Source organism: Streptomyces hawaiiensis, assembly GCF_004803895.1.
Classification (GTDB): domain Bacteria; phylum Actinomycetota; class Actinomycetes; order Streptomycetales; family Streptomycetaceae; genus Streptomyces; species Streptomyces hawaiiensis.
Map to the genome: position 1 here is coordinate 6,480,565 of NZ_CP021978.1, position 12,595 is coordinate 6,493,159.

8 protein-coding genes are annotated in these 12,595 nt (G+C 71.4%); 5 read left to right on the plus strand and 3 right to left on the minus strand.

All coding sequences use genetic code 11. The features are described from left to right. Window positions 1-81: 81 nt before the first annotated feature. Window positions 82-1,575: a GTPase HflX gene (gene hflX / locus CEB94_RS29940; RefSeq protein WP_175435137.1), complete on the plus strand. Its 1,494-nt coding sequence runs from the start codon at window positions 82-84 to the stop codon at window positions 1,573-1,575. Between the two features lie 86 nt (window positions 1,576-1,661). Here hflX and CEB94_RS29945 read toward each other — a convergent pair whose 3' ends face one another. Together CEB94_RS29945 and CEB94_RS29950 are read right to left on the minus strand one after the other, a co-directional pair. Then, window positions 1,662-2,864, minus strand: a complete 1,203-nt coding sequence (locus CEB94_RS29945; protein WP_175435138.1) for a trypsin-like serine peptidase — start codon at window positions 2,862-2,864, stop codon at window positions 1,662-1,664. 228 nt (window positions 2,865-3,092) lie between these two features. Next, entirely contained in the window at window positions 3,093-4,316 is a 1,224-nt protein-coding gene (locus CEB94_RS29950) for a trypsin-like serine peptidase (protein WP_175435139.1), read from the minus strand. Window positions 4,317-4,647: 331 nt separating this feature from the next. Between CEB94_RS29950 and CEB94_RS29955 the strand changes: the two genes are divergently transcribed. The 4 genes from CEB94_RS29955 to CEB94_RS29970 all read left to right on the plus strand — a co-directional run bounded on the left by CEB94_RS29955 (window position 4,648) and on the right by CEB94_RS29970 (window position 11,625). After that, on the plus strand, window positions 4,648-6,114 hold the full coding sequence (locus tag CEB94_RS29955; RefSeq protein ID WP_175435140.1) for an aminotransferase class III-fold pyridoxal phosphate-dependent enzyme: 1,467 nt from the start codon (window positions 4,648-4,650) through the stop codon (window positions 6,112-6,114). A 208-nt stretch (window positions 6,115-6,322) separates the two neighbouring features. Continuing rightward, entirely contained in the window at window positions 6,323-8,311 is a 1,989-nt protein-coding gene (locus CEB94_RS29960; RefSeq protein WP_175435141.1) for an IucA/IucC family protein, read from the plus strand. Window positions 8,312-8,679: 368 nt separating this feature from the next. Beyond that, on the plus strand, window positions 8,680-9,432 hold the full coding sequence (locus tag CEB94_RS29965; RefSeq protein ID WP_175437215.1) for a GNAT family N-acetyltransferase: 753 nt from the start codon (window positions 8,680-8,682) through the stop codon (window positions 9,430-9,432). Window positions 9,433-9,648: 216 nt separating this feature from the next. Continuing rightward, window positions 9,649-11,625, plus strand: coding sequence for an ATP-dependent DNA helicase (locus CEB94_RS29970; RefSeq protein ID WP_175435142.1), 1,977 nt, complete (start codon window positions 9,649-9,651; stop codon window positions 11,623-11,625). A 179-nt stretch (window positions 11,626-11,804) separates the two neighbouring features. Here the strand turns inward: CEB94_RS29970 and lexA are convergent, their stop codons facing one another. Then, window positions 11,805-12,584 (minus strand): transcriptional repressor LexA, encoded by a 780-nt coding sequence (gene lexA, locus CEB94_RS29975; protein WP_031108030.1) that lies wholly within the window; start codon window positions 12,582-12,584, stop codon window positions 11,805-11,807. Window positions 12,585-12,595: the final 11 nt, after the last annotated feature.

Consider the following 12,595-nt stretch of genomic DNA (forward strand, 5'->3'; position numbering starts at 1 on the left):
CGCGGTACGGAGTGCCGGGAATCTCCCGGACCGCCCATGCGTTGCAGACAATGAACGGCTTCCCATCTACGTAAGGATCCAATGACCTCCTCTTCTTCCTTTTCCCAGGACTCCCAGCGCTTCGCGCACAGCCACCCCGAGGGTTTTCGGGCCGATGCCCTGATGGAAGAGGACGTCGCCTGGAGCCACGAGATCGACGGAGAGCGGGACGGCGAGCAGTTCGACCGCTCCGAGCGCGCGGCTCTGCGCCGTGTGGCGGGCCTCTCCACCGAGCTCGAGGACGTCACCGAGGTCGAATACCGACAGCTCCGGCTGGAGCGGGTCGTCCTCGTCGGCGTCTGGACCTCGGGAACCGTGCAGGACGCGGACAACTCCCTCGCGGAGCTCGCCGCCCTCGCCGAGACGGCCGGCGCGCTGGTGCTCGACGGTGTCACCCAGCGCCGTGACAAGCCCGACGCGGCCACCTACATCGGCTCCGGCAAGGCCGAGGAGCTGCGCGACATCGTCCTTGACACGGGCGCGGACACCGTCATCTGCGACGGTGAGCTCAGCCCGGGCCAGCTCATCCACCTCGAGGACGTCGTCAAGGTCAAGGTCATCGACCGCACGGCCCTGATCCTGGACATCTTCGCCCAGCACGCCAAGTCCCGAGAGGGCAAGGCGCAGGTCGCTCTCGCGCAGATGCAGTACATGCTGCCGCGACTGCGCGGCTGGGGTCAGTCGCTGTCCCGGCAGATGGGCGGCGGCAAGGGCGGCGGCCTCGCCACCCGTGGCCCCGGTGAGACCAAGATCGAGACGGACCGGCGACGGATCCGCGAGAAGATGGCGAAGATGCGCCGGGAGATCGCGGACATGAAGACCGGCCGCGAGATCAAGCGCCAGGAGCGCAAGCGCCACAAGGTGCCGTCCGTGGCCATCGCGGGCTACACCAACGCCGGCAAGTCCTCGCTGCTCAACCGCCTCACGGGCGCGGGCGTGCTGGTCGAGAACGCCCTGTTCGCGACCCTCGACCCGACCGTGCGCCGGGCCGAGACCCCGAGCGGACGGCTGTACACGCTGGCCGACACGGTCGGCTTTGTGCGCCACCTGCCCCATCACCTGGTCGAGGCGTTCCGCTCCACGATGGAGGAGGTCGGCGAGTCCGACCTGATCCTGCACGTGGTGGACGGCTCTCACCCGGTCCCGGAGGAGCAGCTGGCCGCCGTACGCGAGGTGATCAGGGACGTCGGCGCCACCGGTGTGCCCGAGATCGTCGTGATCAACAAGGCCGACGCGGCCGACCCGCTCACCCTGCAGCGGCTGCTGCGCGTCGAGAAGCGCTCCATCGCCGTCTCGGCCCGCACCGGCCAGGGCATCGAGGAGCTGCTCGCGCTCATCGACAACGAGCTGCCGCGCCCGTCGGTCGAGATCGAGGCGCTCGTGCCGTACACGCGCGGCAAGCTGGTCGCCCGTGCCCACGACGAGGGCGAGGTGATCTCCGAGGAGCACACCCCGGAGGGCACCCTGCTCAAGGTGCGGGTGCACGAGGAACTGGCGGCGGAGCTCACGCCGTTCGTTCCGGCGCCGGCGCTCTGAGCCCGGCCTGACCGAGCGCGCGTCTCGTGTGAACGCGAGAAGGCCCGCCCCCTGTCGCCAGGGGGCGGGCCTTCAGCATGTACGGGTCACTGACCGCCGTACGTCTTGCTCATGTTCTGGTAGAGCGCCTCGGCGTCGCGGCCCAGCTGCGGGCCGGCCAGCCAGGTGTTGTCGGCCGGGCCGATCGAGGTGTTGGAGACGAGCACCGACTTGCCGTTCAGGACCCGGAACCAGCCGCCACCGGACGAACCGCCGGTCATGTCGCAGCCGATGCGGTACATCGTCGGCAGAGACGCGCTGAGCGAGAACCGGCCCGGCACGTCGACGCACTTGAACATCTTCTCGCCGCTGTAGGGCGGCGCCGCCGGGTAGCCCCAGGCGCCCATCTTGGCGGCCTCGGCCGTGGACGGGGCGGAGAAGTCCACGTCCAGCGCGGCTCCGACCGTCTCCTCCAGAGACTTGGCGCCCTGCTCCGGCTTCACGTGCAGCACGGCGTAGTCGTACGCGGCTCCGTCACCGCCGGTCTCGGAACCGCCCTGGATCCACTGGTTCGAGGTCGAGGCCCAGTTCGCCCACCAGTTGCCGTACGGGGCGATCTCGCTCGGGCTCGCGTTGCTCAGCTCCGCCTCGGACTTGCCGAGGTCGTTGTAGGCCGGGACGAAGACGATGTTGCGGTACCAGCCGCCGTTGCCGCCGGCGTGCACGCAGTGGCCCGCCGTCCACACCAGGTTGGACTTGCCCGGGTGGTTGACGTCCTTGACGACCGTGCCGGAGCAGACGGCCGGGCCGTCGGGAGAGTCGAAGAAGACCTTGCCGACCGGCGCCGCGTTGCGGTGGTACGGCGTCTTCTCGGCCTGCGCCCGGACGGGGGCGGGATCCGGGTCGCTGACGCCCTGGCCGGCCGACGCGTCCTTCGTCGTGACCGTCTTGTCGGCCTCCTCGGCGGACCGCATCCGCTCCGGCTTCCAGAGGCCCTCGATCACCGGGTTGATGAAGTCCTTGGCGTCACTGAGCCACTTGTCCTTGTCCCAGTCCTTCCAGCCGCCGTCCTTCCAGCGGTCGACGTCGATCCCGTGCTCCTTGAGCTTGCCCGCGAGATCGGCCGGGATCTTGACCTTGCCGCCGCCGTCCGCAGCGGCCTGGGAGGAGGTGGCGTCGGGCTTGTCGCTCGCCGAATCCGCCGAACCGCCACAGGCGGTCGCGGTGAGCGCCAGGGCGGCGACGAGCCCGGCGGCGGCGAGGAGGGTGCGCCGCCGGCGCCTGCGTGCGGGCGTACGTGTGGAACGCATGGTGCGAGGACCCCCGTTGTGCGTACGAATGTGGTGCTGGTGCTGGTGCTGGTGCTGGTGCTGGTGCTGGTGCCGGCTCATGCTGCGTGTGCAGGTCATGGGCGCGCGGGGCGCCGGTGCCCCGCGCGACACCTCACTATGCCCGGGGAGTTGAGGGCGTACCGGGGTGGGGCGGTGAAGGTTTTCGCGGGGTGCGTCACCCCACCGACGGCGTGGTTCAGCCGGCCGTCACCGTCCGGCGAACTTCTTGCTCACCGAGTCGTACACGCCCTCGGCCACGCCGCCCAGGCGCGGTCCGGCCAGCCAGCCGGACGTCACCGGGCCGATCGAGGTGTTGGACACCAGCGCCGGCTTGCCGTCCGAGCCGGTCGCGACCCAGCCGCCGCCGGACGAACCACCGGTCATGGTGCAGCCGATGCGGTACATCGTCGGATCCGACGCGGTGACCGACAGCCGCCCGGGCCGGTCCTGGCACCGGTACAGCTTCTGCCCGTCGTAGGGCGGCGCGGCCGGGTACCCGATCGCCGTGACGCTCTTCACCTGCGGCACCGCGGGCGCCTTGAAGTCGACCGGCAGCGCCGAACCGATGATCTCCTCCAGCGACTTGCCGCCGCTGCCCTTCTCCGGCGTCACATGGATGACCGCGAAGTCGTACGGCGCGCCGTCGCCGCCCGTCGAACCGCCCTGCTCGATCCACTGGTCCGAGGTCTGCGCCCAGTCGCCCCACCAGACACCGTAGGGAGCGACGTCCTCACGGGTGGCGTTCTCCAGCGCCTCCACCGGCTTGCCGTCGTCGTTGTACGAGGGCACGAACGCGATGTTGCGGTACCAGCCGCCCTTCTTGCCCGCGTGCACGCAGTGGCCGGCCGTCCACACCAGGTTGGACTTGCCCGGGTGGGCCGGGTCCTTCACCACGGTCGCCGAGCACACGGCCGACCCCTTGGGGGAGTCGAAGAACACCTTCCCGGCGGTGGGGACGTTGGCGTGGTACGACGGCGGCACCGCCTGCGCCTCGACCGGCTCGGGCGTCGGGTCGGTCACGCCCTGGTCACCGGAGAGGTCGCTGTCGTCGACGCCCTGGTCGGGCTCCTCGGCCTCCCGCATGCGGTCCGGGTCCCAGAGCCCCTCGATGATCGGGTTGATGTACTCGTTGGCCTCGCGCAGCCAGTCGTCCCGGTCCCAGTTCTTCCAGGCGCCGTTCTTCCACTTGTCGATGTCGATCCCGTGCTCGCGGAGCCGGTCCCTGATGTCGTCCGGGATCCTGAGCTTGCCGTCGTCGGAGGCGGTGGCCGACGCGGAGGCCTCACCGTCCGCCGCGGCATCGCCCGACTCGCAGGCGGTGGCGGTCAGCGCTAGGGCCGAGGCGAGGGCCACGGCGGCCACGACGGGGGAGTTCCTGCGGCGCGCCCTCCCCCCTCGACTGGCATGGGACGACGGCCGTGTGGATCGCATGATCTGACTCCCCCTGGTATGGAATGAACGTGGACGAACCGGCGCTTCGGCCCCGATTCCCGCTGTCACGCGGGACGTTCGGGACGACCTCACGGCGTCCGGGAACGGCACCACACACTATGCGGTGGCTGTGGGGGCGATCCGACGGATCCGCAACAGTTCCGTTACGGAAAGGATCTTGAGACAACCCGTAACCCGGTGAGTGGTCCGCGGTTGGTAGTGGTGGGGGGCCTGCTGTCTGTGCGCGGTCCTCTGTGCCCGTGATCAGTGGGAGGTCAGGGAAGTCGTGGCGGAATCCACCCATGGGGGTTGTGCGTCAGAGGAGGCCGCCGTGGGGCGTACGCAGGTGAAATCCCTCCCCCGCGGAGCCGTCGACGACACCGCCCTCACTCCGCGTTCCGCGCACGAGGGGATCCTGCGCCGCCAGGCCGCGCGCGAATCCGCCGCCCGGACCTACGCCCGTGCCCTGCCGATCGTTCCGGTGCGGGCCCGTGGACTGACCATCGAGGGCGCGGACGGCCGCCGCTACCTGGACTGCCTCTCCGGCGCCGGCACGCTCGCCCTCGGCCACAACCACCCGGTCGTCCTGGAGGCCATCCGCAAGGTCCTCGACTCCGGGGCGCCCCTGAACGCCCTCGACCTGGCGACACCCGTGAAAGACGCCTTCCTCACCGAGCTGTTGCGCACTCTGCCGCCGGGCCTCGCCGAGCGGGCACGCGTGCGGTTCTGCGGACCGGCCGGCAGCGAAGCCGTCGAGACCGCCTACGCGCTGGTACGCGCGGCGACCGGTCGGAGCGGTCTCCTGGCGTTCACCGGCGCCGCTCACGGAAGCAATGCCAGGGTCCTCGACGGCACCTCCGCGGACACCCATGACGGGCGGGTCGTGCGCCTGCCCTACCCGCAGGACTACCGCTGCCCCTTCGGTGTCGGGGGTGAGCGCGGGGCCGACCTCGGCGCCCGCTGGACCGAGTCGCTCCTCGACGACCCCGGGGCCGCGCCGCTGCCCGCCGGGATGATCATCGAGCCCGTCCAGGCCGAGGGCGGGGCGATCCCGGCACCGGACACGTGGCTGCGGCGCATGAGACAGCTCACCGCCGACCGGTCCATCCCGCTGATCGCCGACGAGATGCAGACCGGCGTGGGCCGGACCGGCGCCTTCTGGGCGGTGGAGCACAGCGGGGTGACCCCCGACGTGATGGTTCTCTCCCAGGCCATCGGCGGCAGCCTGCCGCTGGCCGTCGTGGTCCACCGCGACGACCTCGACGCCTGGGGACCCGGCGCCCCCGCCGACACCTTCCCCGGCAACCAACTCGCCATGGCCGCCGGCACGGCGACCCTCGCCCACGTCCGCGAGAACGCCCTCGCCGAGCGAGCGGCCACCGTGGGGGCGCGCATCCTGGGCCAACTCCAGCAGCTCGCCTCCGAGCTCGCGTGCGTGGGGGACGTGCGGGGGAGGGGGCTGATGATCGGAGTCGAGCTGGTGGATCCGGAGGGGGAGGGGCACTCCGGCTTTTCGGGTGCTCCCGGAGCTGCGGAGAGCGGCGTGGCGGCATCGGTGACGCAGGGCAGCGGCCGCCAACCCCTCCCCGCCGCCCCGGAACTGGCTGTCGCGGTCCAGCAGGAATGCCTGCGGCGTGGCCTCATCGTCGGACTCGGCGGCCGTCACGCGAGCGTCGTGCAACTGCTGCCGCCCCTGACCCTCACCGATGAACAAGCGGCCGCCGTACTGGACCGCCTGGCCGACGCGGTCCGGGCAGCGGCCCGGTGCCGTGGGGGTGGCACGGCAGCCGCACCGTGAACGCGGTGAGCTTCCACGGCGTGGGAGCCCACGCGGTGCCTGCGCCCGGGTCGCCTGTCCGCCAGACGCCTGCCCGCCAGATGCCTGGCGCCATGGGCCCCGCCCGCCCGCACACCGCGCCCTCGCGCCCCAAACCGCGCCGAGTGAAGCTCCCTCGGCTCGCAGCCCCCATCCGTATGATCCGGAACCACCTCACGAGGTACCTGCCGTGAACGCCACCCCCCACCCCGACGACCACGCACCGACGCCGGGACAAGGCTCCGCCGGCGCCCGGACGCCGCGGACATCGCCGCACCCGAGAGTCCCGCATCAGCGGCCGACGGCGAAACTCGCCCTGGGGCTGAGCGAAGGCCATGGCCCTGACCTCCTGGAACATCCCGACCCGGGCACCGTCGCCCGGGCCGCCGCCGTGGAGAACCTGCTCCGCTGCTGGGCGCGCGAGACCGACCAGTCCGCCCCGGCCGACGGCCTCCTGCGCATCCCCCTTCCCGCCAGCGGCACGGCCCTGCTCGCCCCGGTCCGCTACTGGTCCCCGACAGGCTGGCACCGCTTCGGCCCTCCTCGTCTGTCCGGTGCTCCCGACCACGCCCCACCGGCCGACGCCGTCACAATCGCCGCCCTGCTCACCAGGGAGACGCCCGTAGACGGCTCTGCCGGCAAACACGCTCACGACTCCCTCCCCTCATGTACCCCCGGCTCCGACACCGTTGCTCTCACCGACGGCGTCGGGCTCGTCGCAGGTGTTGCCGACTCCCTCCGACGTGTCACCGTCTTTCTCACCGACCGCCGGGAACGCCCGGCCGACGGCCCTGACCTCTTCCTCTCCGCGGAACAGGCACTCGTCCTCGGACACCCCCTGCACCCGGCCCCGAAGAGCCGCGAGGGTCTCTCCGAGACCGAAGCACCGCTGTACTCGCCCGAGTCGCGCGGCTCCTTCCCCCTGCACTGGATGGCTGTCGCTCCCTCCGTCCTCGCCACCGACTCCTCCTGGACCGAACGCGGCCGCCCTGTCACCGCGCCCCGGCTCACCGCCCGCCTCGCCGGGACCGTGCCGGCGTTGCCGGACGGGTACGCCCTACTTCCCCTGCACCCCTGGCAGGCACACGAGGTCCGGCACCGTCCGGAGACCGCCGCCCTGCTGGACACCGGACAGCTCCGCGACCTCGGCACCCTCGGCCCTCACTGGCACCCCACCTCCTCCCTACGAACCGTCTACCGAACCCATGCCCCCGCGATGCTCAAGCTCTCGCTGGGCCTGCGCATCACCAACTCCCGCCGCGAGAACCTCCGCAAGGAACTCCACCGAGGTGTCGAGGTCCACCGCTTGCTCCGCAGCGGCCTCGCACAGCAGTGGCAGGCCGTGCACCCGGGCTTCGACATCGTCCGGGACCCGGCCTGGCTCGCCGTCGACACGGCCGACGGCACCCCGACTCCCGGACTGGACGTGGTGATCCGCCACAACCCGTTCAGCCCCTCGGACGACGTCTCCTGCGTCGCCGGTCTCGTTTCGCAGCGCCCGTGCCCCCCGACCCCGCCCGAGGACGCTTCAGAGGGCCCGGAGAAGCGCGGCCCGGCTCTGCGCTCCCGGCTGGCCGAGGTCGTCACGCGGCTCGCCCGCCGCACCGGCCGCCCTCGGGGAGCCGTCGCCACCGAGTGGTTCCTGCGCTACCTCGCGCACGTGGTGCGTCCTGTCCTCTGGCTGGACGGTGAGGCCGGCGTCGCCCTGGAAGCGCACCAGCAGAACACTCTGCTTCTGCTGGACGCCGACGGCTGGCCCACAGGCGGCCGCTACCGCGACAACCAGGGCTACTACTTCCGCGAGTCCCGGCGCGCGGACCTCGACGCCCGGTTGCCCGGCATCGGAGAGCGCAGCGACACGTTCGTCTGCGACGAGGTCACCGACGAGCGGCTTGTGTACTACCTGGCCGTCAACAACGTGCTCGGCCTCATCGGCGCGTTCGGCTCCCAGGGGCTGGCCGACGAGCGGCTGCTGCTCGCCGCCTTCCGCCGCTTCCTCGGAAACGTCGCCTCCGGTCCGGCCCGGCTGCGCACCTCGCTGCCCGACCGGCTGCTCGACTCACCCGTCCTGCGCTGCAAGGCCAACCTGCTGACCCGGCTGCACGGCCTCGACGAACTCGTAGGCCCGGTCGACACCCAGTCCGTCTACGTCACCATCGCCAACCCCCTGCACTCCTGACCGCCCTGATCGGCCCTGACACAACTGACCTCCTTCATCCCTGGGGACATGCCCCACCCCCTCTTCGAGAGGAGCGTTCGGTGCCTCCCTCCGACCCGATCGCCAAGACCGGTATCGCCGTCCCTGTCATGGCCGACGTGGCCTCCGGCACCGGGTCTCGTACCGACTCCGACGCCAGACCGGGTGCCGACTCCGCTGCCTGCGCCGATGCCGAGTCCGAGTCCGGCGCCTGCGACGGCGACTTGGCGGGGGACTTCGCCGGTGCCGACACCTTCGGTCGCGTCGGCTCCCGCCTCGCAACCGCCGACGCGGATCCCGGCGCGCTGCCCGGCGAGCGCCTCGGAGCGGCCGGGCACAACGAGGACACAATGGACTTGCGGCTCCCGGACGAGCTCATCGCGCTCGTCGCGGTTGACACGCTCGACGGTGACGGTGACGGTGACGGTGACGGTGACGGAGCCCGGAGGCGGGACCAGGACACGGCGCTGCCCTCCACCTCCATCGCCGCGACAGGCGGGCCGCCCCGACCCTCCGTCGTCCTCCGCCATGACGACCTCCTCGACCGCGTCGCCGAATGGGGCCCGGCCGACACGCCGGCAGGTGGGTTCCACCTCGTCCCCGCGCGCCTCGAACGCGACCTTCCGCTCATCAGCCGCTGGATGAACGACCCCGCCGCCGCGGCGTTCTGGGAGCTGTCAGGACCCCAGGACGTGACGGAGGGCCACCTGCGGGTCCAGCTCGCCGGCGACGGACGCAGCGTGCCGTGCATCGGCGTACTGGACGGAACACCGATGAGCTACTGGGAGATCTACCGGGCGGATCTCGACCCGCTGGCCCGTTACTACCCCGCCCGGCCTCATGACACGGGGATCCATCTCCTGGTCGGCGGGGTCGCCGACCGGGGGCGTGGCCTCGGCGGTCTGCTGCTCCGGGCCGTGGCCGATCTCGCTCTCGCACAGCGGCCCTCCTGCGCACGCGTCATCGCGGAACCCGACATTCGCAACACCCCCTCCATCGCCGCTTTCCTGACCGCCGGCTTCCGGTTCTCGGCCGAGGTCGACCTGCCCGCCAAGCGGGCTGCCCTCATGGTCCGAGACCGGTCACTCCGGCACCTGCTGTAGCGCTGTGTCACCGCGCCATCACCTATTGAACGCGGCCCGTGCCGCCGCAGTTCCCACCCTGCGCGCGAATCTTCTGAGCCGTTCCCACGACCTCACTCACCCAGCCGGTCGGCCAGTCCCCACCCCGCCCCCCGAGGAGCCCACGGTCTTGATCCCAGCCCCCGCCCCCGCCTTGGTCACCCGTTTGTCAGTGCGGGGTCGTAGGGTGGTCGCGCTATGACGAAGCCCTCACTCCCCGAACTCCTGCATGCCGCCGTCACTGCCGTCGGCGGTACGGAGCGCCCCGGTCAGGTGGCCATGGCCGAAGCCGTCGAGGAAGCGATCGACGACGGCTCCCACCTGCTGGTCCAGGCCGGCACAGGCACCGGCAAGTCGCTGGGTTACCTCGTGCCCGCGCTGGCGCACGGGGAGCGGGTGGTCGTCGCGACCGCCACCTTGGCCCTGCAGCGCCAGCTGGTGGAGCGCGACCTGCCGAGAACGGTCGAGTCGCTGCACCCCCTGCTGCGCCGCCGCCCTGAGTTCGCGATGCTCAAGGGCCGGTCGAACTACCTGTGCCTGCACCGAATGCACGAAGGGGTTCCACAGGACGAGGAAGAGGGCCTCTTCGACCAGTTCGAGGCCGCCGCACCCACCAGCAAGCTGGGTCAGGACCTGCTGCGGGTGCGTGACTGGGCCGACGAGACCGAGACCGGCGACCGTGACAACCTCACGCCCGGCATCTCGGACCGGGCCTGGGCGCAGGTGTCGGTGTCGTCGAGGGAGTGCCTGGGCGCCTCGAAATGCGCGTACGGCGCGGAGTGCTTCGCCGAGATGGCTCGTGAGCGGGCCAAGCTCGCCGAGGTCGTCGTCACCAACCACGCGCTGCTCGCGATCGACGCCATCGAGGGTGCCCCGGTGCTCCCGCAGCACGAGGTGCTGATCGTCGACGAGGCGCACGAGCTGGTCTCCCGGGTCACCGGAGTCGCCACCGGCGAGCTCACCCCCGGCCAGGTCAACCGCGCGGTGCGCCGTGCCGCGAAACTCGTCAACGAGAAGGCCGCCGACCAGCTCCAGACCGCCGCCGAGGGTTTCGAACGGCTGATGGAGCTGGCGCTGCCGGCCCGTCTGGAGGAGATTCCCGAGGACCTCGGGTACGCCCTCATGGCCCTTCGCGACGCGTGCCGCACGGTCATCTCCGCGATCGGCGCGACCCGCGACAAGTCCGTCCAGGACGAGGACGCCATCCGCAAACAGGCCCTCGCCTCCGTGGAGAACGTCCATGACGTGGCCGAGCGCATCACGAACGGCTCCGAGTGGGACGTGGTCTGGTACGAGCGCCACGACCGATTCGGCGCCTCCCTGCGCGTCGCCCCCATGTCCGTCTCCGGACTGTTGCGGGAGAAGCTCTTCGCGGACCGCTCCGTGGTCCTGACGTCCGCGACGCTGAAGCTGGGCGGCGACTTCAACGGCGTAGGCGCTTCCCTGGGCCTCGCCCCCGAGGGCACCGAGGGCGACGACGTCCCGAAGTGGAAGGGCATCGACGTCGGCTCGCCGTTCGACTACCGCAAGCAGGGCATTCTCTACGTCGCCAAGCACCTGGCGCGTCCCGCGCGGGACGGCGATCGCGCGGACATGCTCGACGAACTCACGGAGCTGATCCAGGCCGCGGGCGGCCGCACCCTCGGCCTCTTCTCCTCGATGCGGGGCGCCCAGCTGGCCGCCGAGGAGCTGCGTTCCCGTATCCCCGAGTTCCCGATCCTCCTACAGGGCGAGGAGACGCTCGGCGAGCTCATCAAGAACTTCGCGGCCGATCCGAAGACCTGCCTCTTCGGCACTCTCTCGCTCTGGCAGGGCGTGGATGTCCCGGGACCCAGCTGCCAGCTGGTCGTCATGGACAAGATCCCGTTCCCGCGCCCGGACGACCCCCTGATGAGCGCCCGGCAGAAGGCCGTCGAGGACGCGGGCGGCAACGGCTTCATGGCGGTCGCCGCCACCCACGCGGCGCTCCTGATGGCCCAGGGCGCCGGCCGTCTCGTACGGGCGTCGGGCGACCGCGGGGTGGTCGCCGTGCTCGACCAGCGTCTGGCGACGGCCCGGTACGGGGGCTATCTGAAGGCGTCGCTACCCGACTTCTGGTTCACGACGGACCGTAACCAGGTGCGGAAGTCGCTGGCGGCGATCGACGCGACTGCCAAGCAGTCGGAAGACGACTGAGCTGCGGGGGTCGGCCTGCGGCAGCTGAGCCACCGGCCAACCCCACCCGCATGGGCCTTTGGGGCCCGCCCAGGGACGGCAACCGCCCCCGGACAGCGCAGGGCCCCGGAACCGGCGCAGGGGTCCCGGGGCCCGGTCAGAGGGCGGGCCTGATGGGCCCGCCCGACAGGGGCGCGCTGTCAGACGCGCCGCAGCACGGCCACCACCTTGCCGAGGATGGTCGCGTCGTCGCCGGGGATCGGCTCGTAGGCCGCGTTGTGCGGCAGGAGCCAGACATGGCCGTCCTCGCGCTTGAAGCGCTTGACGGTGGCTTCGCCGTCGAGCATCGCGGCCACGATGTCGCCGTTCTCGGCGACCGGCTGACGCCGCACCGTGACCCAGTCGCCGTCGCAGATCGCCGCCTCGATCATCGAGTCACCGACGACCTTCAGGACGAACAGCTCACCGTCGCCGACGAGCTGGCGGGGGAGAGGGAAGACGTCCTCGACGGACTCCTCCGCGAGGATCGGGCCACCGGCGGCAATCCGGCCGACCAGCGGCACGTACGACGCGGCCGGCTTACCCGCCGTGTCCGTGGGCTGCACCGAGGCGGCCTGGTCGGAACCGCGCACCTCGTACGCCCGCGGGCGGTGCGGGTCACGGCGCAGGAAACCCTTGCGCTCCAGGGCCATGAGCTGGTGTGCGACGGAGGAGGTGCTGGAAAGGCCGACGGCCTGACCGATCTCCCGCATCGACGGCGGGTAGCCGCGTCGCTGCACGGAGTCCCTGATGACCTCGATCACGCGGCGCTGGCGATCGGTGAGTCCGGAGCTGTCCGCCCGGATGCCGGGAGGTCGGCCCGGCAGGGAGCGCTTGTGCCCCTCAGGGTTCGTGGCTTCGTTCATCGCATGCACCGGCTCCAGTCGGCCCTGGGAGCGGTCCTGGGCAGCAATGGCGGCACTGTCTGCGGTGGTGGTCACGTCGGCCCCTC

Excerpts from the sequence above, each read along its gene's own strand:
- hflX (WP_175435137.1), top strand. The coding sequence starts at position 82 with ATGACCTCCTCTTCTTCCTTTTCCCAGGACTCCCAGCGCTTCGCGCAC.
- CEB94_RS29945 (WP_175435138.1), bottom strand. The coding sequence starts at position 2,864 with ATGCGTTCCACACGTACGCCCGCACGCAGGCGCCGGCGGCGCACCCTC.
- CEB94_RS29950 (WP_175435139.1), bottom strand. The coding sequence starts at position 4,316 with ATGCGATCCACACGGCCGTCGTCCCATGCCAGTCGAGGGGGGAGGGCG.
- CEB94_RS29965 (WP_175437215.1), top strand. The coding sequence starts at position 8,680 with ATGGACTTGCGGCTCCCGGACGAGCTCATCGCGCTCGTCGCGGTTGAC.
- CEB94_RS29970 (WP_175435142.1), top strand. The coding sequence starts at position 9,649 with ATGACGAAGCCCTCACTCCCCGAACTCCTGCATGCCGCCGTCACTGCC.